Here is a 24,889-nt window from a genome sequence, read left to right on the forward strand (position 1 = left end):
GTGGGGCCTCTCGCTGTCTGCCTGTCCTGAGCGGAGTCAGCTGGTCCTGAGCGGAGTCGAGCTAGTCCTGAGCGGAGTCGAGGCCGAGCAGGTCGAGCGGGTGGGTCAGGCGCCACCAGGGACTCGGGCCCTCGATGTCATCGGCGAGCACCAGCGGCGTCGTGGTGGTGTTGAGCGGTCCGGCCGTGGTGAGGGTTCCGATCCGCTCTCCGGCATCCGTCTCCGAGCTCAGCGTGAAGGCGGGGGTGGCCTGCGCCACAGCGCCGTTCCAGAGGATGACGTCGGCGTCGGCATCGGCGATCACGTCGATCTTCTCGCCCCATACCGTGCGGACCTCCCCGACGACCGTGCCCTCCGGGACCGCGGGCTCCTGTGCCTGCAGTGCGGCCTCAGCCTCGGCGAACAGAGCCCGTGTCGCGGCGAGACGCTGCTCGTTGTCGTCCTGGTTGAGCACGGCGGCGAAGAGATGCACCGTCGTGTCGCCGACAGTGACGTCCTTGGCGGTGAGCAGATTCCAGCCGACCAGAGTTCCGGTCTTGATCCCGACCACGCCCGGGTCGGCGAGCATCCCATTCGTGTTCTCGACGGTGCCCGCGCCCGGGAGGTCCACCGACTTGGTGCCGACGATCTGCGCGAAGACCGGATTCTTCATCGCGTACTCGCCCAGGGCGACGAGAGACGCCGGCGTGGAGACGTTGCGCTCGTCGAACCCTGACGGCGTGACGACGGTGATGCCGGACAGTCCGCGGTCGCGCAACCAGATCGCTGCCGCTTCGGCGAACTCCCGGTCGGACCCCCAGATCTCGGAGGCGAGACGGTCGATGTAGTTGTTCGCCGATCCCAGCAGCGTCCCCTGGAGGAGCTGGTACTCGGTCAGCACTCCGCCGACCGGCACGTCGAGCGCTGACTGGTCGGACCGCCGGTACGACCAGTAGTCGAGGCTGTCGCGGTACGTGAAGGAGAACTCCGGGCCCTGCTCGCCGAGAGCGAGCGGCATGCGGTCGAGCACCATCAGAGTGCTCACCACCTTCGTGATGCTGGCGATGCTCACGGCGTCCGGGATCGAAGTGGACGTCGTCATGCCCTCGATGCCGACGGCTGCGCTGCCCTGTGCCGGCCAGGTCGCCACAGCGGCCGGGGCGGGCACGGTGGCGAACTCCACGGATTCCACGGTGGGGGCGACCTCGTGCAGTGGCCACAGCAGCGTGCCTCCGACGTAGGTCGCGACGAGACCCGCCAGGACACCGAGTGGTACCAGCAGGCCGGGGCGCGCGATCGCCGGACGGAGCTTCGCGCCGCGCATCAGCGCCACCCCCGGGTCGGCGTCCGAGGCCTGGTCGAAGGAGGGAGCCGGAGAGTTGCCTGCGATGGTCTCGGCTTCGACCCAGGTCAGAGCAGTGGCGGGAGCCGCCTCGTCGGCCCATTGTGCCGTACCGGGCGTGAGAGCGTCGGTGGCGTCGGACTCGACGTCGATGAGGTCGGGCTCGGCCTCGGCGGGGGAGTCTTCCTCGAGCGGCTCCGGAGCGACCACCGTCTCGTACTCGTCGGGACCGTCGCTCGACTCCGGCTCGCCGGGATCGGGCGTGACCGTCGGCGCAGCGTCGCCGATGACGGCGTCGCCGGGGGCAGCTGCGGCGGTGGCCTCGGCAGGGTCAGAAGCGGTCACTTGCCTAAGTTACCGAATTCATCGACCGATTCGCGTTCACGCAACCGGGAGACATGGTGGCGCCGCGACTGGGTAAGATCGGGAACACAACCACGGGAGTCCGGCGAGCCGGGCTGAGAGGGAGCGAATCGCGCTTCGACCGTCGAACCTGATCTGGGTCATGCCAGCGCAGGGAGGAGTTCAGATGAGTACGTCCACGTCCGCATCCGCGCAGCAGGCGTCCGCCGCTTCGAAGGATCTTCATCGCGCCCCGGTCTGGCGCTGGCGCGTCGTCGACATCGTCGTCGCCGCGGTTCTCGGCGTCGCGATCGGCCTCGTGTTCTGGGGCTGGAACACGATCGGTTACGCCTGGTTCGGGGCGGCCGACGCCTTGACCCCCGGCCTCGGCGGGATCGCCGTCGGCATCTGGCTTCTCGGCGGTGTCGTGGGTGGTCTCGTGATCCGCAAGCCCGGCGCCGCCCTGGTCGTCGAGCTCGTCGCCGCGATCGTGTCGATGCTGATCGGCAACGTCTGGGGGATCTCCACCATCCTCTCCGGGTTGGTGCAGGGGCTGGGTGCGGAGATCATCTTCGCCCTGTTCTTCTACCGTCGGTTCGGGATCGCCGTGGCCGCTCTCGCCGGTGTCGGTGCTGCCGTCGCGGCGTGGGTGTTCGAGCTGTTCTACGGCAGCTCGCCGAACATCCTGAAGTCGATCGAGTTCAACACGATCTACCTGGTGAGCGTCGTCGTGTCGGGAGCGATCCTGGCCGGTGTCGTCGGCTGGCTGCTCGTGCGCGCCCTCGCGGTCACCGGCGCCCTCAGCCGCTTCGCCGCCGGGCGAGAGCACGTGCGCGAGGTCTGAGCGTGACCTTCGCCGCCCCGGCCCGCGTGCAGGCTGCGGGCTGGGGCTGGCGGTACGCCGGGCGGAAGCGGCCGGCGGTCGCCGATGTGACCTTCACGATCGAGCCCGGCGAGCGGGTGCTGCTGCTCGGTGCCTCCGGTGCGGGCAAGTCGACGCTGCTCGCCGGGCTCGCAGGTGTGCTCGGCGATGATGACGAAGGCGAGCGCACGGGCTCGCTCCGCGTCGATGGTGCCGCCCCCGAGTCCCGACGCGGTCAGGTCGGCCTGGTGCTGCAGGACCCGGATGCCGGGATCGTGCTCTCGAAGGTCGGAGACGACGTGGCGTTCGGATGCGAGAACCTCGGTGTTCCGGCATCCGACATCCCGGGCCGAGTGGCGGAGGCGCTGGAGGCCGTCGGGCTCGACGTGCCGTTGCAGCGACCCACCAAGGCGCTCTCGGGCGGCCAGAAGCAGAGACTCGTGCTCGCCGGCGTCCTGGCGATGCGACCGGGACTCCTGCTGCTCGACGAACCGACCGCGAACCTCGATCCGGAGGGCGTGCGCGAGGTGCGGGCGAGCGTGGAGCGCGCCGTCACCGCGAGCGGCGCGACGCTGATCGTGGTGGAGCACCGCACTCCCATCTGGGTCGACCTGATGACGCGGGTCATCGTGCTCGCCGCCGACGGTGGGCTGCTCGCGGATGGCGCTCCCGAGCGGGTGTTCGCCGAGCATGGCGCCGCGCTCGCGGACGCCGGGGTCTGGGTACCCGACCGCGGCATCGATCTGCCCGTGCTCGAGGCGGTGGCGGCATCCGATGCCCTTACAGCGTCCGGCCTCGCGGTCGCGCGCGAGCCACGCGTGGTGGTGCAGTCGGGGCTCGATCTGCGCGTGCCGCGGGCCAACGCGACGGTCATCACGGGCCCCAACGGTGCGGGAAAGTCCACGCTGGCCCTGACGCTCGCCGGGCTCATCCCCGAGCAGGCGGGGGAGGTGCGTGCCGCCCCCGAACTCGCGGGACGTCGCGGAGTGCGTCCGATCCGCTGGACGTCGCGCGAACTGCTCACCCGTATCGGCATGGTGTTCCAGGAACCGGAGCATCAGTTCCTGGCGCAGACGCTGCGGGACGAACTCGCGGTCGGTCCGCGCGCCCTCGGCTGGGATCAGGCGCGCACCGACACCGTCGTCGACGAGCTGCTGGAACGATTGGGGCTCGCTCCCCTCGCCCTCGCCAACCCGTTCACGCTCTCGGGCGGTCAGAAGCGGCGCTTGTCCGTGGCGACGGTGCTCGCGGGGGCGCCGGAGGTGATCGTGCTCGACGAGCCGACCTTCGGGCAGGACCGGCGCGGATGGATCTCGCTCGTCGCCCTCCTGCAGGAGGAGATCGCCCGCGGTCGATCGATCGTCGCGGTCACGCACGACGACGCGGTGATCCGGCATCTGGGCGGACACCGCATCGAGCTGGCGGCGGCCTCATGACCACGACCGAGACGGCGCGCACGGTGTGGCTCGACGGCGTCAATCCCGTGACGAAGCTGCTGCTCGCGGTGCTGCTGTCGGTGCCGCTGTTCGCGTCGATCGACGTCACGAGCGCCCTGGCCGCGATCGGGCTGCAGCTGCTGTGCCTCCCGCTGACCGGGCTGCGCCTGCGCACGGTGCTGAAACGGCTGCTGCCGATCGTGATCTTCGCGCCGATCGCCGGCGTGAGCATGCTGCTGTACGCCGAGCCCGCCGGCCACATCTACTTCACGTTCGGTTTCGCGACGATCAGCGACGACTCGATCACGCTGGCGATCGCGGTCAGCCTGCGCGTGATCGCGCTCGGTCTGCCCACGATCCTCCTGTTCGGCGGGACCGATCCCACGCAGCTCGCCGATGCTCTCGCCCAGGTCGCGAAGCTGCCGAGCCGCTTCGTGCTCGGCATCCTGGCGGGCACCCGGATGCTGGGACTGTTCCTCGACGACTGGCGCACCATGAGCCTGGCTCGCCGCGCCCGCGGCGTGGGCGATCGCGGCGTGCTGCGCCGGTTCTTCTCGATGGCGTTCGTGCTGCTCGTGTTCGCGGTGCGCCGCGGCTCCAAGCTGGCGCTGGCGATGGAGGCGCGCGGCTTCGGCTCCGGCATCCCGCGCACCTGGTCGCGACCCTCGCGACTGCATCCCCGCGACGCGGTCGCCCTGCTCGGGGGCATCGCGATCATGGCGCTCGCTCTCACGGCTGCGGTCGTGGCCGGCACCTTCCGCTTCGTCTGGAGTTAGTTGGCTAGCCCGGGCCGAGCTGGAAGTAGTGCTCGCGGTGCAGTTCGCATCCTTCGTTGAAGAGTGCCGCACATTGAGGGCATGCCGTGGCGGCGAAGTACTCGGTGATCGTGAGCTCGTGCCCGCAGGCCCCGCAGAGGATCGCCTCCCTGTCGTGCTGATCCGTCGCCCACTGCTGCGCAGGATGTCCCGCCGTCTCCTCGTGGCAGAGGTGGCACGGATAGTACTCGCCGCAGCAGGCGAAGCGGATCGCGACGATGTCGGTCGCGCCCTGGTAGTGCACGCAACTGGTCATGTCGTCGACGACGGGGCCGAGCACCCGCGGCCGTTCGGGAGACGTCACAGTCAGCTCTCGTTCCAGAGGCGGCGGTAGTAGGCGAGCCGTTCGCGGTCGGGTTCGATGCCGTACGCCTCGATCAGCGTGTCCTCCCAGCCCGGTCCGAAGTTCCAGGCAGTGCTCATCGAGGCGACCGCGATGTCGGCCCAGCGGTCCGCGGTGCCGAGGGCGGCGAGATCGACGAACCCGACAGGGCGACCGGCGTCGTCGAGCAGCGTGTTCGGCATGCAGGCGTCGCCGTGGCAGACGACCAGTCGATCGATCGACGGAGCGTCCCGCAGCTCCGCGGGCACGTCGACGTCGCGCGCTGCCGCGTTGGCCAGCCGCTCCGCGACGCTCCACTCCCATGGGCAGTCGTCGACCGGGAGCGCATCGTGCAGGGTGCGCAGTCCTTCGCCGACGGCACGGACCGAGAGCTCGGGTTCCTCGACCCAGCGCGGATCGACCGCGCTGCGCGCATCGAGCGCGACGGTCACGAGCCACTCGTGGGTGTCGTCCTGCCCCTGCGCGAGCACCTCGGGTGCCGTGATCCAGTGGCGCGCCCAGCGCATCCGTTCGGCCTCGTCGCGCAGGGAGGCTTCGAGGTCCCGCGGGCCCCACTTGATGTAGCGTCCGTCGTCGGTGCGGAACGTGAGTCCGCCGATGCCGTTCAGCCAGACCGGTGTCAGGGCGGCGCCGATGGCGAGCTCGCGCACGCGATCCGGCACGGCGATGTCGTCGGAGGGGATGCTCATCAGGCCATCCTGCCGCACGTCGCACACGTCCCTCCCGCGTTCTCGACGAGGCGGTGTCGTAGGCTCGTCTGCAACGCAGTGCCGACGTGAATCGAGACCAAGACTCACGTATGCTGACACTGCGTTTCATCGCAGTGAGTCGCACGACGACGTTCAAGGGAGAACACGATGCAGATCAGCGGTCAGGGCGCGCTCATCACCGGAGGAGCTTCGGGGCTCGGGCTCGCCACCGCCCGACGGATCGTCGCGGCCGGAGGCCATGTCACGATCATCGACCTTCCCTCCTCGCAGGGCGCCGCGATCGCCGACGAGCTCGGGGGAGTGTTCGTGCCCGCCGACGTCACCAGCGTCGACGAGGTGCAGTCCGCCGTCGCCACCGCGCAGGCCGCCGCACCGCTGCGCATCGTCGTGAACTGCGCCGGCATCGCCCCGCCGGCGAAGGTGCTCGATCGCGAGGGCAACCCCGCGGTGCTCGCCGACTTCGAGCGCGTCGTGCGCATCAACCTGGTCGGCACGTTCAACGTGCTCTCGCAGGCATCCGCCGTGATCGCGAAGAACGAGCTGATCGACGGTGACCGCGGCGTGATCGTGAACACCGCCAGCGTCGCGGCCTTCGACGGCCAGATCGGTCAGCCGGCGTACGCGGCCTCCAAGGGCGGCGTCCACGCGATGACCATCCCCGTCGCGCGCGAGCTCGCCCGCTACGGCATCCGCGTCTGCACGATCGCCCCCGGCATCATGGAGACCCCGATGCTGATGGGCCTGCCGCAGGCGGCGCAGGATTCGCTCGGCCAGCAGGTGCCGCACCCCTCGCGGCTCGGGCGCCCCGACGAATATGCCGCGCTGGTGCAGCACATCGTCGAGAACGGCTACCTCAACGGAGAGACGATCCGTCTCGACGGTGCCATCCGCATGGCGCCGAAGTAAACCGGCATCCACCCGCACGCAAGGAGAACCATGACTCTGGCAGGCAAGACCATCCTGATGTCGGGCGGAAGCCGCGGCATCGGTCTCGCGATCGCGCTGCGCGCCGCGGCCGACGGCGCCAACATCGCGATGCTCGCGAAGACCGACACCCCGCATCCGAAGCTCGAGGGCACGATCCATACCGCGGCGGAGCAGATCCGTGCCGCGGGAGGACAGGCGCTGCCGATCGTGGGCGATGTGCGCGATGGCGACGACATCACCGAAGCGGTCCTGAAGACACAGGGTGAGTTCGGCGGCATCGACATCGTCATCAACAACGCCAGCGTGATCGACCTGTCCCGCTCGCTCGACCTCGGAGCGAAGAAGTACGACCTGATGCAGGACGTCAACGTACGCGGCACGTTCATGCTGTCGCGGGCTGCCGTGCCGATCCTCAAGGATGCCGAGAACCCGCACATCCTGTCGCTCTCGCCGCCGCTCAACCCCAGTCCGAAATGGCTCGGTGCGCACACCGGCTACACGCTCGCGAAGTTCGGCATGACGCTGGCCACGCTCGGCCTCGCGGCGGAGTTCGCGCGCGACGGCATCGCGGCGAACACGCTGTGGCCGCGCACGACGATCGCGACCGCGGCGGTGCAGAACCTGCTCGGCGGGGACAAGGTCATGGCGGCGAGCCGCACACCCGACATCTACGCGGATGCCGCCTACGCGGTGCTGCTCAAGCCGGCTCGCGAGTACACCGGGCAGACGCTGATCGTGGAAGACGTGCTCGAGGCCGACGGGGTCACCGACTTCTCGGGCTACGCCGCGATCCCCGGCACCCCGGACAGCGCGCTGTTCCCCGACATCTTCCTGGACTGAGCGCGCGCACCCCGTCGATGAGGGGCGAGTGCTCAGAACAGCAGGTAGAGCGCGCCCATGATGGTCAGCGCGATCACGATGCGGTCGAACAGGCGCTGGTCCATGCGGCGTGCCAGGCGGATGCCGGCGAGCGCGCCGACCACGACGAGCGGAGCGAGCACCGCGTCCATCAGCAGGACGTGCCCTTCGAAGAGCCCGAGGCCGGCGAGGAACGGCACCTTGATCAGGTTGATGATCGCGAAGAACCAGGCAGAGGTTCCCAGGAACACCTGCACCGGGGTGCGGGTCGCGAGGAAGTACATCGACATGACAGGGCCTCCGGCGTTCGCGACCATGGTCGTGAAGCCGCCGAGGGTGCCGTAGACGCCGGAGAGCACGAGGCCTCCCGGTGTGGGAAGTGCGGCCTCCGTACGGTTCTGCCGCCACCGCCGCCACAGCGTGACCGCGATCATCAGCAGCAGGATCACGCCGATCGCGCGACGGACGATGCCGTCGCCCGCCAGCGCGAGGAAAGCGAAGCCCGCGAGCAGGCCGGCGATCACGGCCGGGGCGAGTCGCAGCAGCGTCGGCCAGTGCGCATGGCGTCGGTAGGTGATGAGAGCGAACACGTCGCCGACGATCAGGAGCAGCAGCATCGCGGCCGTGGAGGTGCGCGCGGGCAGCACGGTCGCGAACAGCGCGATCGCGAGGATGCTGCCGCCGGGCAGTGCGGTCTTGGAGATGCCGATCGTCACCGCGGCGAGAGCGAGCGCCGCCCAGGCCCAGGGGTCGAGCGCGATCACCTGTCGAGCTCGAGGACGATGTCGTCGTACCCGCGGGCCGCGGCGAGTTCCCGGGGGAGCACCCCGTCTCCGTCGCGGATGGTGATGTCGGCGCCCCCGTCGATGAGGGCGCGCACGATCTCGGCGTAGACCGGAGAGCCGTCGCCCAGCACGATCGCCTCATGCAGCGCCGTCCAGCGCAGGTTGTTGATGTGGTTCGGGTCGACACCGGCATCGAGCAGGATCTGGACGGTCGAGAGCAGCCCGCGCTCGGATGCCGGGATCAGCGCGGTGCCGCCGAAGCGGTTGGTGCTCGTGAGGTCTGCGCCGGCGTCGAGCGTGAGGCGCAGGATCTCGTCGTGACCGCGGGCGCCGGCGTAGAGGTAGGCGGAGTCCTGGATGTCGTCCTTCGCATTCACGTCGGCTCCGGCCTCGATCAGGGCCCGCGCCGCCTCGACATGGTCGGCCTTGGTCGCGATGACGAGCGCCGTCATCCCGCCCGCTCCGCGTGATTCGATGTCCGCGCCGTCGCGGAGGGCCGCGCCCACGGCGGCGGCGTCACCGGCGGCGGCCGCATCGAGAAGCTGGCGGCTGGGTGTCGACACGGTGGTCTCCTCGGGCGATGACGGGGGCGGTTCGGCGGGGGCGGCGCAGGCGGACATCGCGAGAAGCACCGCCGCCGCGAGGGCGAGCGTAGCCGGTATCCGTCTCCATGTCACCACTCTGGTATACCAAATGAAGCTGGAGTGTGGATGGGTTGCGCACCCGCCCCGCCCCCCGCCGGTGCGGGTCAGGCGCGCGTGGTGGCGAGGGCGGCGGCGAAGCGAGCCGCGCGCTGCTCGATGTCGGCCCAGTCGGAGGCCTTGATCGAGGCGCCGTTCGCCAGGTCTCCGCCCGCGCCCACGGCGACGGCACCGGCCGCGAACCAGGCGGCGAGATTGTCGGGGCTCACGCCGCCGGTCGGCATGAGGGGTGCATCGGGGAACGGCCCGCGCAGCGCGCCGAGGTAGGAGGGGCCGCCGAGGGAGGCGGGGAAGATCTTCACGACGTCGACGCCGAGTTCGAGTGCGCCCATGACCTCGGTCGGGGTCATGGCTCCGGTCATCACGATGCGACCGGTGTCGATCATGGAACGCGTCAGCGCGGGAAGGGTGCCGGGGCTCACCAGGAACTCGGCTCCGGCGTCGGCGGCGAGGGCGGCCTGCTCCGGCGTGGTCACGGTGCCGGCGCCGATGTATGCCGCGTCGCCGTGTCGCGCGATGAGCTCACGGATCACGGCCGGGGCGTCGGGGGTCGAGAAGGTGACCTCGATGCCGGTGACCCCGCCGCGGATGATCGCCTCTGATGCCTCGAGCGCGAGCTCGGCGGAGGGGGCGCGGAGCACCGCGAGGATGCCGGTGGTGCGGGCGCGGTCGAGACGATCAGACATGGAGCTCCTCAGGGTCGGATGGTTCCCATTCTCCCCTGCACCAGGTTGTAATTACAAGTTGGTGCAGGGAGTCATCAGGGGAGCGCCCAGAGCGGAGCGTGCAGAGTGCACCGTTTCACGCATCGGAAACGACACTTCGCACGTAGTGCTCCGTTCACGTGCTGTCTATGGTCGCAGAAAGCAGGCTTCGCAACTCTCTCCCGAGGAGGCACCATGGCTACTTCTTCCGTCGACGACTACTCGCTCTCCCGCGTCCCGGCATCCGCACGCGTCTCGTGGTTCGCGATCGCGACCCAGCGTCTCGGTCAGCTCTCGGCGCTCAGCTCCTTCGTCGTCGCCGCGACGCTCGGCTTCTCGATGCCGTTCTGGGACGCGATGCTCGCGATCACGATCGGCGCGGTGATCCTCGAGGTGGTGTGCATCTTCACCGGCGTGATCGGGCAGCGCGAGGGGCTGAACACCTCGCTCCTGTCCCGATGGACCGGCTTCGGGCACGCAGGCTCCGCGCTGATCGGTCTGGCCATCGGCGTCAGCCTGATCGGCTGGTTCGGCATCCAGTCCGCGGTGTCGGCATCCGGTCTGCACGCGATCATGCCGTGGCTGCCGGAGTGGACGTGGGGGCTGCTCTTCGGCTTCCTCATCACGGCGATCGTGAGCCTCGGGTTCCACGGCATGCAGTGGGTGGCGAACATCGCCGTGCCGCTCTTCCTGATCCTGGTCGGCTGGGCGGTCATCACCGAGCTGCAGCGGCACGACATCGGCGAACTGGTGACGCAGCCGGCACCCGGTCCGCCTCTGTCCCTGCTCGCCGGGGCGTCGATCATCGCAGGCAGCTTCATCGTCGGCGCTCTCATCTCGCCGGACATGACCCGCTACAACCGGTCGACCGCCGACGTCGTCAAGCAGACCGTCGTGAGCATCACGGTCGGCGAATACCTGGTCGGACTCTCCGGAGTGCTGCTCGCCCATGCCGTGAAGACGGCCGACGTGTCGGCGATCCTGCTCTCGTCCGTCGGCTGGGTCGGGGTGCTGGTCATCGTCCTGGGCACCTTCAAGATCAACGACTGGAACCTGTACAGCTCCGGTCTCGGCGTCGTGAACTTCATCGACACGGTGTTCGGACGCCGTGTGAACCGCGCGGTCGTGACGATCGCGATCGGCCTCGTCGGATCGGTGCTCGCTGCATTCGGCATCCTGGGCTACTTCACCGACTTCCTCATCGTGCTCGGGGTCGCGTTCCCCCCGATCGTCGGCATCATGATCGCCGAGTACTTCGTGGTGAAGAACTGGCGTCGCGATCTCGACGAATCCAGGGAAGCCGGTGTCCTGCCGGCGCGTGCTCCGCGGTGGGTCCCGGTGTCGATCGGCATCTGGATCGTCTCGGCCCTCGTCGGCTACTTCGTCACCTGGGGTCTGGGATCGCTCAACGCCGTCATCACCGCGTTCGTGCTCTATGTCGTGCTCGGCAAGCTCGGCTGGATCCGCGGATACGGCTCGGCGGCCACAGAGCAGGCGATCACGGCTCCCCGCTCGGCGGACCGTGCGCTCTCCTGATCCCGATCGGACCGCCGGGATCGCCCGGCACACCCTCCCTGTCCTCCCAAAGTAAGGAATCACGATGAGAATCGGCATCGACGTCGGCGGCACCAACACGGACGCGGTCCTCATGGATGGCGACCGGGTGGTCGTCGGCATCAAGGAAGCGACGAGCAAGGATGTGACGGGCGGCATCGTCACGGCCATCGAAGGCCTCGATCGCCTGGCCCCCTTCGCTCGCGGTGACATCGAGGGGGTGATGATCGGGACGACTCATTTCATCAACGCCCTCATCGAGGCCAAGGGCCTCACGCCGACCGCCGCCGTTCGTCTCGCGCTGCCGGCCACCGCCTCGCTGCCGCCGTTCGTCGACTGGCCACAGCCTCTGATCACGGCGGTCTCGGGGACCGGCTACCTCGCGCACGGCGGGCATGAATTCGACGGACGCGTGATCGCGCCGCTCGATGAGGACGAGCTCAAGCGGCATGCGGCTGACATCCGTGCGCGCGGACTCCGGTCGGTCGCCATCAGCTCGGTCTTCGCCCCGGTCAATCCGGAGTTCGAGCTGCGTGCAGCGGAGATCCTCACGGCGGAGCTGGGACCCGATGTCGCGATATCCCTCTCGCATGAGATCGGACGGGTCGGGCTTCTCGAGCGCGAGAACGCGACCATCATCAATGCCGCGCTGAGAGAGCTCGCGGCGCACATCGTCGCCGGCCTGGAGAGGGCGGTGCGATCGCTCGGAATCGCCGCCCCGCTCTACCTGAGCCAGAACGACGGCACGCTCATGAGCGTCGACTTCGCTCGCAACTACCCCGTGGCCACATTCGCCTCGGGGCCGACCAACTCGATGCGCGGCGCCGCTCTGCTCTCGGGCCTCGAGACCTGTGCGGTCGTCGACATCGGGGGGACCACCAGCGACGTCGGCGTGCTGACAGCGGGCTTCCCGCGCGAGGCGACAGCGGAGATCTCGGTCGCCGGTGTGCGCACGAACTTCCGCATGCCGGACGTGTACTCGATCGGTATCGGCGGTGGTTCGCTCGTCCGCGACAACGGCCTGAGCATCGGCCCCGACTCGGTCGGCTATGAGCTCACCCGGCGCGCGCTGGTCTTCGGCGGCGACACCCTGACGACGACCGACATCGCGGTGGCCGCCGGATACTCGGACATCGGTGATCGGGCGCTCGTGAGGCACCTCGACCGTTCCCTGGTCGACAACGCCCTCGCAACGATCGTGGCGCGTGTCTCGGATGCCGTCGAGCGGATGCGCACCACTGTCGAACCGCTGCCCGTGGTCGCGGTCGGCGGCGGCTCCATCCTGCTGCCCGAGGAACTGCCCGGACTCGGAGCGGTGCGCCGGCCCGAGAACTTCGCGGTCGCCAACGCCGTCGGCGCAGCCATCGCCCAGGTCAGCGGTGAGGTCGACCGCGTGTTCAGCGTCAGCGAGTCCACCCGCGCAGCGCGCCTCGACGAGGCCCGTCAGGAGGCCGTGGATCGCGCTGTCGCGGCCGGAGCGCGCCCGTCCAGCGTCTCGATCGTGGACTTCGACGAACTCCCCATCCCCTACCTGCCCGGCAACGCCATCCGCATCCGTGCGAAGGCTGTGGGCGATCTCGACCTCCGGAAGGCCACGCATGTCTGAACGACGACTCTCCTCGATCACCGCCGATGTCCTGCCCGCGATCGCGCGCGGCGCCGCGATCCTCGGCACCGGGGGAGGGGGCGACCCCTACATCGGCCGACTGCTGGCCGCCGAGGCCATTCGTCAGCACGGCCCCATCCCCCTCGTGGATCCGCAGGATCTGCCGGATGATGCGGTCGTGCTCCCGGTCGCGCTGATGGGTGCTCCGACCGTCATGGTGGAGAAGGTGCCGACGGTGGACCAGCTGTCCTCGGCGATCCTCGCCCTGGCCCGCTACCTGGGCGTGACGCCCACGCACGTCGCGTGCATCGAGGTCGGCGGGGCGAACTCCACGATCCCGATGGTCGCGGCGGCTCAGCTCGGGCTCCCGCTGGTCGACGGCGACGGGATGGGCCGGGCGTTCCCCGAGATCCAGATGGTCATGCCCACGCTCTCCGGCATCTCCTGCACGCCCATGTCGTTCGCCGATGAGAAGGGCAACGTGGGTGTGGTCGACACCATCGACAACACGTGGGCGGAACGGCTCACGCGTCCGGTCGCGGTGCAGATGGGGAGTTCGATGATCGTCTCCAACTACGCCATGACCGGTGCGCAGGTGCGGGAATCGTTCATCCCCCACACCCTCTCGCTCAGTCACGAGCTCGGATCGCTGGTCGAGGATGCGCGGGCGTCGCTCTCCGATCCCGTGGCCGCGGTCGTGCAGCGACTGGGAGGCGCCGAGCTGCTGTCGGGCAAGGTCGTCGATGTGTCGCGCCGGACCGTGGCGGGCTTCGCGCGCGGCGAGGCGCGCATCGAGGGACTCGATGCCGATCTGGGGCACGAGCTCGTGCTCGGATTCCAGAACGAGCACCTTCTCGCCACACGCAACGGCACACCGATCGTGTCGACACCAGACCTCATCATGGTGCTCGACAGCGAGACCGGTGAGCCGATCACGACCGAGACGCTTCGCTATGGACAGCGGGTGCGGGTGATCTCGTGCCCTTCGGACGAGCGGTGGCACACCGAAGACGGCATCGCCCTGGTCGGTCCTCGCTATTTCGGATACGACGTCGACCCCGTGCGTTCTCCCGTGACGGCGACGGCCGGGTGACGGCGGGGCTCCGGTGTAGCGTGTGCACGTGAACCGAGACCTCGGAGTCGATCGACTGAGCGCGCTGGCCGCAGGGCTGTTGCTGCTCGGTTCCGGCGGGGGAGGAGACCCCGGTCTGCTCGCCCCGGCGGCGCGTGCGGCGATCGCTGAACGCGGCCTGCGGACCATCGGCATCGACGACCTCGGTGACGACGACCTGGTCGCCCCCATCGGCTTCATCGGCTCGACCTCTCTCCTGCGCGAGAAGCTCCCGTCAGGCGGTGAGATCGGTCAGGCCGTCGATGCGCTGCGCCGCTGGACGGGGCGGAATCCCACGGCGCTCATGTCGATCGAGATGGCCGGGGTCAACGGATTCACCCCGATCGTCCCCGCGGTGGAGATGGGGCTGCCCCTCGTCGATGCGGATCTCGCCGGTCGCGCCCTGCCGCGGCTCGACATCGTGAGCCTGGTCGCCGCGGGCAGCGCGCTCGTGCCCTGCGCGGTGACGGGTCCCGGCGGTCAGGTGATCGTGCTCGACCAGGTGGATGCCGGACAGGTCGAGCGCCTCCTGCGGGAGTTCGTGGCCCGCACGAGCGGCTGGGGTGCCCTCGCGCTGCCGTTCCAGACGGCAGCAGGTCTGCGGGATCGGGTCGTCACGGGAACGCTCGAGCGGGCGCTGCGGATCGGAGAAGCGCTCGCCGCGACTCCGGCCTCCGCCTCGGCGCTCGAGATGGCGACGGCGGTGGGCGGACGGCTCCTCGGCGCCGGACGGGTGCTGGACTCGGAGACCGGCGCCTCTCTCGGCGGCTTCGATCACACCACGGTCACGGTGCGCGACTCCGCGTCCGGATCGATCCTGCGCGTCGAGGCGGAGAACGAGTTCATCCTGGCGCAGCGCGACGGCGAGATGGTGGCGACGGCGCCGACGATCATCACTCTTCTCGCGATCCCCGAGCGACGCATCGTGGCGGTGGACGATGTGCGAGCAGGGCTCGACGTCGCGATCCTCGCTCTTCCCGCGCCCGGATGGTGGGTCGAGACCCCGGTGAGGGCGGCGCACATCTCGCCGGCCGCGTTCGGCTTCGAGCAGGAGGTGGTGCCCTGGTGATCGCTCCCGCAGAGCGGCGAGGACTCCGGCTGAGCGCGGTGCTGCAGCATCCGTCGCTGTCGGATGTCGAGAGGGTGGCCGGAGCGACCGATCCGGTGGTGGCGACGATCGGGGCGACCCATGCCGCCGAGCTCGCCGGCATGCTCGCCTCGGTCCCGAGCGACGTCGTCGTGCTCCTGGACGAGACCGTGCAGACGGACTGGCGCTTCGATGCCGCCCTGCGCCGCGCCGCGGACGCTCAAGTCGCCGTGCTCGTCCTCCATCGCACGAGCGTGGTGACCGCGGCCACGCGGGCGCTGGCCGACCGGCTCGACGTGGTGCTGCTGGCCTGCGCGAATCCGTGGGCGACGTCTCTCGCTCTCCGGGATCGCCTCACCGGCGGGGACGACGCCCTCATCCGCATGATGACCGCTCTCATCGAGGCCGTGCAGCAGGCCGGCCCCGACGTCGCCGACGTGCTGCACGCGGCGGGTCGTCATCTCGGCCGCACGATCCTCCACGTCGACACCGCCGGGCGCGTGCTGGCCCCCCTCGACGGCACGGCGTCGGTGCCCCGCCCCACCGACGCCCGCGCGTCGCTCTCCGGTGTGCTCATCGAGGACATCGACGATGGTGTGCTCGCCTCCGTGCCGGTGCAGTCCGGCGTCATCGCGCCGTCGTGGCTGCGGGTGTCGCTGCCCGCGGCCGCCGCATCCGAGGTCGCCGCGGTGCGGCTCGCGCTGCCCGCGATCGCGCTCGCGGTCGGTCATCGGCTCTCGGTGCGGCGCGTGATCGATGAGCGGGAGGCGCGCTGGCGGACCGCTCTGATCGGCGAGCTGACGGAGGCAGGCGAGGCGCCGTCCGCCAGCACCCTGAGACGTGCGCTCGAACTGGGCTGGCGTGTGGAGGGCTGGCACATCGGCATCCGCGTGGTCACCCGCGCCGACGTCGACATCGTGGCCATGCGCTACGAGATCGTCGAGGCGCTCGGCGGCGAAGGGCTCGATGCCGATGTGGTCGAGCAGAGCGATGGCTGGGCGGCGTGGCTGACCTTCGAGCTGCAGCCCACGCTCGCCGAGGTGACCGCGGCAGCGCAGGCGGTGCGGCGCGCACAACTGCGGTGGAACGAGCACTTCCCCACGCACGTCGGCATCGGCCGGGTGCTGCACGGGCCGTCAGGCATCACCGCCTCACTGTCGGAGGCGGGCGACGCTGCCCGCCTCGCGGGGTCCCGCCCGCAGTCCGGCCACTTCCTCCACGTCGACCGGCTCGGGCTCGCGCAGCTGCTGCTGGCCTGGACCCAGACGGACACCTTCCAACCGGCCGCGCTCGAGCTTCTGGCACCGCTGCGCGAGCAGACGACAGGCGACCTGCTGCGGACGCTCGCGAGCTATCTGGACGCGGAGTCGTCGATCGTCGAGACCGCGTCCGTTCTCGGTATCCACCGCAACACGGTCGCCGAGCGCATCCAGCGCATCCAGCGCATCCTCGCCGTCGATCTGCAGGATGCCGAGACGCGGCTGGCGCTGCACCTCGCGTGCCGCACGGTGCTGGCGTCGACCGACGGTTGACCGAGAGGGCAGGCGCCGGCCGGGCGGCGTCAGCGCAGTGAGTATCCGCCGTCGACGTAGAGAGTCGAGCCCGTGGTGTAGCCGTTCGTGAAGAGGTGGATCACCGCGCCGGCGACCTCCTGCTCGGTGCCGGGGCGGTGCAGCACCGTGTCAGCGCTGAACTGCGCGAACGCGGCTTCCCGCACCGCGTCATCGCGGTGGGCCCAGAGGTTCCCGTCGATCGTTCCCGGGGAGACCGCGTTCACCCGTACGGGAGCCAGCTCGACCGCCAGGCCCCGTGCGAGTCCTTCGATCGCGGCATTCGCGGCCACGTAGGCAGGAGCTGCGGCCGGGGGCCGGACGCTCGCGGCGCCCGACATCAGCACGATCGATGCGTCGGGGGTGAGTCGGTCCAGAGCGGCGCGGACCACCCGGTACTGGCCCCAGAATTTGGACGCGAAGGGGGAAGACGCCTGGTCGGCGTCGAGGTCGCGCATCGAGCCGACGACGTAGTCCGCCGCGGTCGTGAACAGTGCGTCGACCGCCGGGATGCGCTCGAAGAAGGCGGCGACGGATGCCTCGTCCCCGGTGTCGACGGTGGCCCAGGTCGCGCGCTCGCCGAGCGATGCCGCGGCGGCGTCGAGTCGCGCGGCTGTCCGTCCGCCCAGCACGACGGAGGCGCCGAGCGCGATCGCGCGCCGTGCGACCTCCAGACCGATTCCGGATCCGCCTCCGATCAGCACGATCGTGCGGTCGGCGAGCAGGGAGGAGGGATCGTACGAGGTCATGCGCTCAGCCTAGGAGCGGTCGGAGGAGGCGCACTATGTGCAGGGCGCATGCTCCCGAGGCCGACGCGGTGCAGTGCGCCCATCGGGGCCCGCCGAGCGTCGTGCTCGACGGGCCCCGAAACGGACGGGATCAGGACGAACGGCGACGCCGCAGGGCGAGGGCGCAGCCGATCGCGACGACGCCGAGCGCCAGGACGAGCACCGTCAGCGGCATCTGCCCGCCTGTCACCGCCAGCTGGCCGGCGGCGACGACCGTGATCGCGATCCGGAGGGGAGCTTCGCCCGCCGCGGTGATCTCGAGCGTGTGCGGACCCGGCGCGAACCCGGCGGGGATGTGCACGGGAAACGACACGGCCCCGCTCGCACTCGCCCGCGGGATGCCGGCCACCTCCATCGGTTCGCTGTGCACGGTCGCCTGGATCTGCTGACCCGCCTCGAGCCCGCTCACGTGGACCGAGAGTGTTCCACCGACCTCCACCCGGGCATCTCCCACGTCGATCGACGCCCACGCGGGTCCGTCCGTCGGCTCCGGGGCGGGTCCGTCTGTCGGCTCCGGAGTGGGGCCGTCTGTCGGCTGCGGAGTGGGGCCGTCTGTCGGCTGCGGATCCGGATCGAGCACGAAGTCGTACAGCTGAGCGTCGGCCCAGACGGCGTGCGCCGCGAGGGGGGAGGCGTTCATCGAGGTGACCAGCCGCAGCTCGTCGACGTCGTCGAGCGGGACCGACAGGGGGGTCGGGACCGCGCCGAGCCCGGCAGTCCCGGTCGCCAGCAGCTCGTCGTCGCCGTAGATCGAGAACTCGATCGGGGCGAAGCCGTCGACCTCCGCCGCGGTGTAGGCGACCGGCTGGCTGTTGTAGGTGATCGTTCCGGCATCCCAGGTGTCGACCGTCAGCCCCGACACGGTGAGGGTCGACACTCCGAACGACCCGGCGAGCCACATGTCGAGTTCGACCTTGGTCACGTCCGCCAGATCGATATCGGCAGGAAGGTCGAAGGACAGGTAGCTCTTCGCGATGCCGTTCCCGGCGCCGGCGAGCTGCTGCATCTGTCCGACATCCGTGTTGTCGAGGTTGGTGTCGGGCATCCAGTCGCGCACATCGACGCTCCTGGTCGCGCGGACCTCCCTGACGGGTTCGTCGCCCGTCACGATGCGCAGGAGCGGGCTGTAGACCGGCGGAAGATCCGCATCTCCGAGGTAGGAGGATCCGCTGTCCCTCGTGCTGAGCTGGAAGCTCACCACCCCGTCGTCGCCGTGCGTGGTGACGAACTCCGTCTGATCCACGGCGAAGCGCGAGCTCAGGGCCGGCAGGCTCACGTCCGTCGCGAACAGTCGAGGGATGTCGACACCCGCGTCGACGGCGGGAGTCGCCTGGAACGTGTCGACCTCGAGCGCGCTCAGGTCGTAGACCAGCTCCGAGGGGGCGGCGACGCCGACAGCCTTCGCGGACGGCGCCGGGCCGCCGTCCGCCTCGACCAGATACGGCAAGCCATCGGCGTTGAGGTCCAGATGGATGCCCGCCTGAGACCCCGACTCGGGCGACCAGGAGCGGGTCTGGTCGTAGGGGACGTCGGACAGCCACTGTCGGTTCTCGATGGTCGACGGACGCATCACGAGGGCGGCGAACGCATCGCGGACATCGTCGAGGAGCGCATCGAGTGCGGGCTGCGTGGTCACCCCGTACCCGCGGATCGCGGCGATCACCGCGTCGTACGCGTCCTGGGCGACGGCGAGCGACGCGGGCGTGTAGCGATCGGCCTGCGACGTCTCGAGGATGCGGGTGTAACTGCCGCGCACCGTATCGAACGCGGTGGTGTCGAGCGGGGTCGACTGCGAGAAGCCGAAGTCGTCGAGATAGATCGGCACGCCGTCGGACTGCTGGTACACCTCCATCTGCAGCAGGATGTCGGTCACCGCGACGCCCCCGACCTCTGCCGGGATGGCGAACTGCAGCCGCGACTCCTTCCATGCACCGGTCCCCGCCGACGCGTTCAGGGAGTCGGTGTACGCGTGGTTGAGGGCGAGCGTCGTACCGTTCGCGCCGAGCAGTCCGACCTTGAACCACAACGTCGCGGTCGAGTTCGTGCCGGCCGGCGTGCGGTAGTGGGCGATCGCCGTCGCTTCTCCTGCCGTGACGGGCAGGACCTGCGAGACCGCGCTGAACGCCACGTCCGTCGCCTTCACGCTCTTCGTGCCGGTGCGGGCGACATCCTCCGAGGAGGCGAAGTCGCCACCGGACGCATTGGTCTGCGTGTACCAGGTCCCCGATCCGGTGAGAGTGCCGGTCTGGGCCTCGAACGACGGATCCTCCAGCGTGTTCTCCGACGGCACGCTGCGCACGAGGATCTCCCGGGCGAAGGTGCGCAGCAGCGTGTCTGCGGGAGCACTGGCGAGATCGCGCAGACGTTCCGTCACCGGTCCGCCGGAGGGCTCCGAGGCGGCGAGGTATTCGACGAACCGGGCCTGCAGGTGCGTGTTCACGCCGTTCCAGTTGTTCCCGGACCCGAACAGGCGCGGGTCGCCGTACAGCGCCGAGTCCGTGCGGGCCAGCTCGGTGTCGAGGAGCTGGTTGCGCAGCGCCGCCTTCTCGATCGCGGTCGCCACACCTCCTTGGTCATCGAGCCAGTCCAGGGCTTCCTGTTCGGAGGCGACCGTGACGGTGGACTTCGGATAGCTCGCCATGGAGGCCGCGTAGATCTCGGCGCTGCGGGTGAGCACATCGGCCCTGGCCTGCTGATCGGCGGTCACGGCGAGGGTGTCGACCTGCGCCATCAGCGACTCGGTCAGATCGATGTCGGCCTGCGTCACGGCATCGAGGTACGAGGACGTGTGGATGTTCAGGTAGATTCCGCGTTTCGATGCCTCCCACCACTCGGTGTCGGTGACCCTCGTGGTCCAGAAGTCCTCCCAGTGCTCGTAGTACTCGATGAGCGGCACGGCGGCAGCCGCACCGACCGCCAGAGTCGCCCATGATTCGAGCAGCTGATCGACGTCGAGGGAGGGATCGCGGCTCAGCTTCGCCTGGATGTAGGCCTTCGGCCCTTCGCCCCACCCGGGCTGCCACTCCGCGAAGTACGACTTCACGTCGATGGACTCGAGGTACTCGTACGAGTCCTGCATCAGATGCGGGTAGTAGCGCGGGATGGCGTAGTACGTGCCGTAGGTGTAGTCGTAGATGCCGATCTCGGAGGCGGCATCCTTCCACTCCGAGATCCAGTCGCGGTCGCTGTCGCGGATCGCCGTGTCGAGCCAGATGCCGACGTCCTTGGTCAGGAACGGCACGACCTGCGGATCGAGGTCGAACGAGGGGGCGTCCTGGAGCGCGCTGTACGCCACCACGCCGAACTTCTTGTCCTGATAGAGCGTGCCGTTCGCGGTGACCGTCGCGACGATGTCGTTGACCCAGGTGAAGTACGGATCGGACACGCTCGGCACCCCGATCGAGTTGACCGGAGCGTTCAGCGTGTACTCGTCATCGAACCCGTTCTCATCGTTGACTCCGAGCGAGAACCATTCGGCATCCGGGTGGCTCGCGAAGTAGTCGACGATGTAGTCGACGACGACCTGCTTCGTCTCGGCCGTGAACCGCGGGTTCCACTGGTAGTGCCCCGGCACCCCGTTGCGCCCGGGGATGAGACGCTCTCCGTTGACCACGGGGTAGTACTCGGGGTGCGTGTCGGCGTAGAGACCGGGAGTGAAGATGCGGTACATGTTGTGGCTGAACCGGTCGCCGGGGTCGGAGGAGCGCTGCATCGCCATCCTCTCGATCCACGGGTTCTCCGGGATCGAGTAGAGCTCGCCCTTGCTGAAGGCCGGCTCGAATCGGAGGTTGACGGCGGGGACCTCGAGGTCGGACACCGCGGGCACGTGGTCGCCGAAGGCCCAGGGCATCAGCCAGGCGACACCCACCTCCCGTTCCAGGAACGCCATGGTCGCCGCCCAGACGCCGTCCTCGGTCGGGGCGACCAGCTCGATGACGCCGGGGGATGACGTGCCGGGGGCGTGCGCGTGCACCACCCAGCCGTCGTCGGACAGGCCCGCATACTCGGCGTCCATGACCGACTGGGTGTGGGGGTGGATCCCCACCATCAGGAGTGTCAGCGACGGGTCGGGCGGGGTGGGGCCGCCCAGCGCCGACACCGGGATGATCTCGGGGGCAGCGCCCCCTGACGCTTCGGCGAGCAGGGCGGCGAGCGATTCGGCGGCCGCGTCGACGCGATCCTCCGGATCATTCGGTACGACGATGACGGCCGTGACGGTCCCGTCGACGATGACGGGGATGCCGGGGTCATCGGCGGCGGCTGCCGCGGGGATGCTCGCCGCCAGAAGTGAAGCGCCTACCGCCAGTGCTAGAAACGCTCGGAATCGCATGGAATCGGTCCTCTCGACATGAGTCGCGTTGCGTTGCGGATCGCGGAGAGGACGGTTTAGACCGTAATACCCGCGCATTGCTAGGTCTTTGCTATCTCATATAGCAAACGTTTGTCCAGCAAAAACTGCTTTTCGGGTATTTCGGTCATTGCGGCGCGCGGCAGAGGCGCCGTGCTCGCGGGCCCGGTCTGATGTACGGCGGCGGTGGTGCGGGGCTCAGCGAATGCTGTGCGGGCCCCAGGCGTCGATCACGTTCTTCGATTCCTTCAGCCCCAGGCCCGTGTGCTCGCGGACCAGCTTGATCGCCGCGATCTGCTGGTTTCCGGCGACCAGCCTGTCGATGTCCGCCACGACGGATGCCGGGAGTGCCGCTCGCACCGACGACGGGGTGGCCGACGCCGGAGTGATCGAGGAGTACGCCGCATTGGCATTCGAGACAGCGGCGAGGTGCGGCGCGGTGGTGCTGACCGACCAGTGGTCGATGCGGTCCTTCGCGTCCTTCAACCCGAGGGCGGAGTGATCGCGCAGTACCTTGATGGCGTTGATCTTGTGCCCGGCCGCCACCAGCCGATCGATCTCGGCGATCACCGCGGGAGTCAGGCCGGAGACGGTCGACATCGCGGAGGTCGCGGGGGCGGAGCGCGGCGTCGCGGCGGTCGGCGTGTACACCTGAGCCTCCGGTGCCTTCGGGCGCATCCCCTTGAACGCCGCGTTCAGGATGATCACGATGATGATCAGTGCGACGACGGTCCCGATGACCCAGACGATGTCCATGCGGTCAGTCTACGGAGGCGGCTCCCGCCGCCCCAGGGCTCTCCCATCCGGAACCCCGTACCCTGGAAGGTATGACTGAGCCCACTCGCATCCGTTCCACGGGTCCCGCCACGCCGCAGGTGCGCCCGAAGACGGAGGGATGGACCCAGCAGAAGGATGCCGAGGGTCGTCCGCTCCTGCAGTTCGCCAGCCCCAAGCGCGGCAAGCCGCCGGTGCACCTGGCCGACCTCACCCCCGACGAGCGCGTCGAGAAGGTCAAGGAGCTCGGGCTGCCCGGCTTCCGCGCCAAGCAGCTGTCGACCCACTACTTCCGTCACTACACGTCCGACCCGGCGCAGATGACCGACCTCCCCGCCGACACCCGCGAGCAGCTCGTCGCCGGGATGCTGCCGCCGCTGCTCACCGAGGTGCGGCGCCTCGAGACCGATCGCGGCGACACGATCAAGTTCCTGTGGCGCCTCCACGACGGCGCCCTGGTCGAGTCCGTGCTCATGCGCTACCCCGGCCGCATCACGCTGTGCGTGTCGAGCCAGGCCGGCTGCGGCATGAACTGCCCGTTCTGCGCCACCGGCCAGGCCGGTCTGACGCGCAACATGTCGACCGCCGAGATCGTCGAGCAGATCGTGCGCGCGAACCGGCTGATCGCCGAGGGCGGCCTCGGCGGCAAGAAGTCCGACGACCACAGCATGGAGCGCGTCTCCAACATCGTCTTCATGGGGATGGGTGAGCCGCTCGCCAACTACAAGCGCGTCATGGACGCGGTGCGCTGCATGGTCGCCCCGCAGCCCGAGGGTCTGGGAATGAGCGCGCGCGGCATCACGGTCTCGACCGTCGGCCTGGTTCCCGCGATCAAGAAGCTCGCGGACGAGGGCATCCCCGTCACGTTCGCGCTGTCGCTGCACGCCCCCGACGACCACCTGCGTGACGAGCTCATCCCGGTGAACTCGCGCTGGAAGGTCGACGAGGCCCTCGACGCCGCCCGCTACTACTACGAGAAGACCGGTCGTCGCGTCTCGATCGAGTACGCGCTGATCAAGGACATGAACGATCACGCCTGGCGCGCCGATCTGCTCGCCGAGAAGCTCAACGAGCGCGGTCGCGGCTGGGTGCACGTGAACCCGATCCCGCTGAACCCGACCCCCGGATCGATCTGGACGTCGTCGACGCGCGAGGCGCAGAACGAGTTCGTGCGTCGACTCAACGACGCGGGCATCCCGACGACTCTCCGCGACACCCGCGGCAAGGAGATCGACGGCGCCTGCGGTCAGCTCGTCGCGACGACCGAGGACGAGGCCGCCTCCGCCGCCATGGCCTGAGCTCGCAGCTAGCAGCTCGCAGCTCCCCGGCTCAGCGCGCGCCGAGGAGCTGGGGGCGTACCGCGACGAGGCGCTCCTGCAACGCGTCGAGGAATGCGGCGACCGCGGGCTGACGCAGCGCCTCCGGACGCGCGACCAGCCAGTACGGCAGGCGCTGCGCGACGAGATCCGGCATCAGCCGCACGAGGTCGTCGTGGGGATCCGCGAGGAACGCGGGCAGCAGTCCGAAGCCTGCGCCGCCACGCGTCGCATCCACGTGCACGTAGACGTTGGTGCTGGCGACGGCATCCGTCATCCCCGGCACCGCGCGACGCGCATCATCGAGGGAGTCGACGTGCAGCATCGACTCGATGAAGTACACGAGCGGCTTGCCGGCGAGGTCGTCGAGCGTCTCGGGCGCCGGGTGCCGACGCAGATAGTCCCGGCTCGCATACAGGCCCAGTGCGTAGTCGGCCAGGTGCACGGCGCGAGCGCGCCGTACCTGCGGGCGGCCGACCACGACTTCGAGATCTGCTCCGGCGCGCTGCTGTGAGGCCTGCCGGGTGGCGGTGACGATCTCGAGACGGACGTCGGGATGCCGTTCCTGCAGTGCTGCCATCGCGGGGGCGGCGACGAAGCCGCTGAAGCCGTCGGTCGCCGAGAGGCGGATGAGCCCTTCCACCCGAGCATCGTCGCGGGCGTCGAGGCCGCCGAGCGCGCGCTCCACGTCTTCCGCCGCGGTCAGGGCGCGGGTGCCGAGCGGGGTCAGCTCCCATCCGCCGTCCGCGCGGGAGACGACCCGACCACCCAACTGCGCCTCGAGCGCGGAGATGCGTCGGGCGATCGTGGTGTGGTTGAGTCCCAGCTGCTGCCCGGCGGTCGTGTAGCGGCCGGTGCGCGCGACCGCGAGGAGCACGAGCAGGTCGTCCGCGCTCAGGGGCGGTGCGGGGAAATGCGCCATCACATCTGCAGTTTTGCATATCGTGCGCC

Annotated in this window: 21 protein-coding genes and 1 riboswitch; of the genes, 11 read left to right on the plus strand and 10 right to left on the minus strand. The window is 69.5% G+C overall.

Annotated features, from left to right (window positions below):
- Positions 1-61 precede the first annotated feature (61 nt).
- The gene (locus tag FB560_RS00270; RefSeq protein WP_141870527.1) at positions 62-1,666 is read right to left on the minus strand and encodes a D-alanyl-D-alanine carboxypeptidase family protein; all 1,605 of its coding nucleotides are present in this window, start codon (positions 1,664-1,666) and stop codon (positions 62-64) included.
- Positions 1,667-1,748: 82 nt separating this feature from the next.
- Positions 1,749-1,860: riboswitch (TPP riboswitch) on the plus strand.
- Here FB560_RS00270 and FB560_RS00275 point away from each other — a divergent pair.
- The 3 genes from FB560_RS00275 (at position 1,851) to FB560_RS00285 (ending at position 4,737) form a co-directional block, all read left to right on the plus strand.
- The gene (locus FB560_RS00275) at positions 1,851-2,507 is read left to right on the plus strand and encodes an ECF transporter S component (protein ID WP_141870528.1); all 657 of its coding nucleotides are present in this window, start codon (positions 1,851-1,853) and stop codon (positions 2,505-2,507) included. (Overlaps the previous riboswitch by 10 nt.)
- 2 nt (positions 2,508-2,509) lie before the next feature.
- On the plus strand, positions 2,510-3,961 hold the full coding sequence (locus tag FB560_RS00280; RefSeq protein WP_141870529.1) for an ABC transporter ATP-binding protein: 1,452 nt from the start codon (positions 2,510-2,512) through the stop codon (positions 3,959-3,961).
- Positions 3,958-4,737: an energy-coupling factor transporter transmembrane component T family protein gene (locus FB560_RS00285; RefSeq protein ID WP_141870530.1), complete on the plus strand. Its 780-nt coding sequence runs from the start codon at positions 3,958-3,960 to the stop codon at positions 4,735-4,737. The genes FB560_RS00280 and FB560_RS00285 overlap by 4 nt, the downstream gene beginning before the upstream one ends.
- Positions 4,738-4,741: 4 nt before the next feature.
- Here the strand turns inward: FB560_RS00285 and FB560_RS00290 are convergent, their stop codons facing one another.
- Both FB560_RS00290 and FB560_RS00295 read right to left on the minus strand, forming a co-directional pair.
- Positions 4,742-5,080, minus strand: a complete 339-nt coding sequence (locus FB560_RS00290) for a CHY zinc finger protein (protein WP_233444064.1) — start codon at positions 5,078-5,080, stop codon at positions 4,742-4,744.
- 2 nt (positions 5,081-5,082) lie between these two features.
- A complete protein-coding gene (locus FB560_RS00295) occupies positions 5,083-5,808 on the minus strand; it encodes an aminoglycoside 3'-phosphotransferase (RefSeq protein ID WP_141870531.1) in 726 nt (241 codons plus the stop codon).
- A gap of 168 nt (positions 5,809-5,976) precedes the next feature.
- Here FB560_RS00295 and FB560_RS00300 point away from each other — a divergent pair, with 168 nt between their 5' ends.
- Together FB560_RS00300 and FB560_RS00305 are read left to right on the plus strand one after the other, a co-directional pair.
- Complete coding sequence (locus tag FB560_RS00300; RefSeq protein WP_141870532.1) at positions 5,977-6,735, plus strand: SDR family NAD(P)-dependent oxidoreductase; 759 nt, start codon at positions 5,977-5,979, stop codon at positions 6,733-6,735.
- Between the two features lie 30 nt (positions 6,736-6,765).
- Positions 6,766-7,596 (plus strand): SDR family oxidoreductase, encoded by an 831-nt coding sequence (locus FB560_RS00305; RefSeq protein ID WP_141870533.1) that lies wholly within the window; start codon positions 6,766-6,768, stop codon positions 7,594-7,596.
- Between the two features lie 32 nt (positions 7,597-7,628).
- On the opposite strand, the gene FB560_RS00310 is transcribed toward FB560_RS00305, so the two are convergent.
- The 3 genes from FB560_RS00310 to FB560_RS00320 form a co-directional block, all read right to left on the minus strand.
- Complete coding sequence (locus tag FB560_RS00310; RefSeq protein WP_141870534.1) at positions 7,629-8,378, minus strand: sulfite exporter TauE/SafE family protein; 750 nt, start codon at positions 8,376-8,378, stop codon at positions 7,629-7,631.
- On the minus strand, positions 8,375-8,962 hold the full coding sequence (locus FB560_RS00315) for an ankyrin repeat domain-containing protein (protein ID WP_229673355.1): 588 nt from the start codon (positions 8,960-8,962) through the stop codon (positions 8,375-8,377). Before FB560_RS00315 ends, FB560_RS00310 begins: the two co-directional genes overlap by 4 nt.
- A 185-nt stretch (positions 8,963-9,147) precedes the next feature.
- Positions 9,148-9,786 carry a bifunctional 4-hydroxy-2-oxoglutarate aldolase/2-dehydro-3-deoxy-phosphogluconate aldolase gene (locus FB560_RS00320; RefSeq protein ID WP_141870535.1) on the minus strand — a complete coding sequence of 213 codons (639 nt, stop codon included), beginning with the start codon at positions 9,784-9,786 and terminating at the stop codon, positions 9,148-9,150.
- A gap of 213 nt (positions 9,787-9,999) precedes the next feature.
- On the opposite strand from FB560_RS00320, the gene FB560_RS00325 reads away from it, so the two are divergent.
- The 5 genes from FB560_RS00325 (at position 10,000) to FB560_RS00345 (ending at position 16,694) form a co-directional block, all read left to right on the plus strand.
- The gene (locus FB560_RS00325) at positions 10,000-11,340 is read left to right on the plus strand and encodes a purine-cytosine permease family protein (protein WP_141870536.1); all 1,341 of its coding nucleotides are present in this window, start codon (positions 10,000-10,002) and stop codon (positions 11,338-11,340) included.
- A 64-nt stretch (positions 11,341-11,404) separates the two neighbouring features.
- The gene (locus FB560_RS00330) at positions 11,405-12,964 is read left to right on the plus strand and encodes a hydantoinase/oxoprolinase N-terminal domain-containing protein (RefSeq protein ID WP_141870537.1); all 1,560 of its coding nucleotides are present in this window, start codon (positions 11,405-11,407) and stop codon (positions 12,962-12,964) included.
- The gene (locus FB560_RS00335) at positions 12,957-14,057 is read left to right on the plus strand and encodes a DUF917 domain-containing protein (protein ID WP_141870538.1); all 1,101 of its coding nucleotides are present in this window, start codon (positions 12,957-12,959) and stop codon (positions 14,055-14,057) included. Before FB560_RS00330 ends, FB560_RS00335 begins: the two co-directional genes overlap by 8 nt.
- Before the next feature lie 28 nt (positions 14,058-14,085).
- Positions 14,086-15,144: a DUF917 domain-containing protein gene (locus FB560_RS00340; protein WP_141870539.1), complete on the plus strand. Its 1,059-nt coding sequence runs from the start codon at positions 14,086-14,088 to the stop codon at positions 15,142-15,144.
- Entirely contained in the window at positions 15,141-16,694 is a 1,554-nt protein-coding gene (locus FB560_RS00345; RefSeq protein WP_229673357.1) for a PucR family transcriptional regulator, read from the plus strand. Before FB560_RS00340 ends, FB560_RS00345 begins: the two co-directional genes overlap by 4 nt.
- A gap of 29 nt (positions 16,695-16,723) precedes the next feature.
- Here the strand turns inward: FB560_RS00345 and FB560_RS00350 are convergent, their stop codons facing one another.
- The 3 genes from FB560_RS00350 to FB560_RS00360 form a co-directional block, all read right to left on the minus strand.
- Complete coding sequence (locus FB560_RS00350; protein WP_141870541.1) at positions 16,724-17,461, minus strand: SDR family oxidoreductase; 738 nt, start codon at positions 17,459-17,461, stop codon at positions 16,724-16,726.
- 130 nt (positions 17,462-17,591) lie between these two features.
- A complete protein-coding gene (locus FB560_RS00355) occupies positions 17,592-21,830 on the minus strand; it encodes a DUF4838 domain-containing protein (protein WP_170197994.1) in 4,239 nt (1,412 codons plus the stop codon).
- 216 nt (positions 21,831-22,046) lie between these two features.
- On the minus strand, positions 22,047-22,604 hold the full coding sequence (locus FB560_RS00360) for a ribosomal protein L7/L12 (RefSeq protein ID WP_141873047.1): 558 nt from the start codon (positions 22,602-22,604) through the stop codon (positions 22,047-22,049).
- 71 nt (positions 22,605-22,675) lie between these two features.
- Between FB560_RS00360 and rlmN the strand changes: the two genes are divergently transcribed.
- On the plus strand, positions 22,676-23,920 hold the full coding sequence (gene rlmN / locus FB560_RS00365; protein WP_141870543.1) for a 23S rRNA (adenine(2503)-C(2))-methyltransferase RlmN: 1,245 nt from the start codon (positions 22,676-22,678) through the stop codon (positions 23,918-23,920).
- Positions 23,921-23,951: 31 nt separating this feature from the next.
- Here the strand turns inward: rlmN and FB560_RS00370 are convergent, their stop codons facing one another.
- The gene (locus tag FB560_RS00370) at positions 23,952-24,860 is read right to left on the minus strand and encodes a LysR family transcriptional regulator (RefSeq protein ID WP_141870544.1); all 909 of its coding nucleotides are present in this window, start codon (positions 24,858-24,860) and stop codon (positions 23,952-23,954) included.
- Positions 24,861-24,889 lie beyond the last annotated feature (29 nt).

Source organism: Microbacterium saperdae (assembly GCF_006716345.1).
GTDB lineage: Bacteria > Actinomycetota > Actinomycetes > Actinomycetales > Microbacteriaceae > Microbacterium > Microbacterium saperdae.

Coding starts and splice junctions, on each gene's coding strand:
- FB560_RS00275 (WP_141870528.1), top strand. CDS start 1,851: ATGAGTACGTCCACGTCCGCATCCGCGCAGCAGGCGTCCGCCGCTTCG.
- FB560_RS00285 (WP_141870530.1), top strand. CDS start 3,958: ATGACCACGACCGAGACGGCGCGCACGGTGTGGCTCGACGGCGTCAAT.
- FB560_RS00295 (WP_141870531.1), bottom strand. CDS start 5,808: ATGAGCATCCCCTCCGACGACATCGCCGTGCCGGATCGCGTGCGCGAG.
- FB560_RS00300 (WP_141870532.1), top strand. CDS start 5,977: ATGCAGATCAGCGGTCAGGGCGCGCTCATCACCGGAGGAGCTTCGGGG.
- FB560_RS00305 (WP_141870533.1), top strand. CDS start 6,766: ATGACTCTGGCAGGCAAGACCATCCTGATGTCGGGCGGAAGCCGCGGC.
- FB560_RS00320 (WP_141870535.1), bottom strand. CDS start 9,786: ATGTCTGATCGTCTCGACCGCGCCCGCACCACCGGCATCCTCGCGGTG.
- FB560_RS00325 (WP_141870536.1), top strand. CDS start 10,000: ATGGCTACTTCTTCCGTCGACGACTACTCGCTCTCCCGCGTCCCGGCA.
- FB560_RS00330 (WP_141870537.1), top strand. CDS start 11,405: ATGAGAATCGGCATCGACGTCGGCGGCACCAACACGGACGCGGTCCTC.
- FB560_RS00335 (WP_141870538.1), top strand. CDS start 12,957: ATGTCTGAACGACGACTCTCCTCGATCACCGCCGATGTCCTGCCCGCG.
- FB560_RS00350 (WP_141870541.1), bottom strand. CDS start 17,461: ATGACCTCGTACGATCCCTCCTCCCTGCTCGCCGACCGCACGATCGTG.
- FB560_RS00355 (WP_170197994.1), bottom strand. CDS start 21,830: ATGCGATTCCGAGCGTTTCTAGCACTGGCGGTAGGCGCTTCACTTCTG.
- FB560_RS00360 (WP_141873047.1), bottom strand. CDS start 22,604: ATGGACATCGTCTGGGTCATCGGGACCGTCGTCGCACTGATCATCATC.
- rlmN (WP_141870543.1), top strand. CDS start 22,676: ATGACTGAGCCCACTCGCATCCGTTCCACGGGTCCCGCCACGCCGCAG.
- FB560_RS00370 (WP_141870544.1), bottom strand. CDS start 24,860: ATGGCGCATTTCCCCGCACCGCCCCTGAGCGCGGACGACCTGCTCGTG.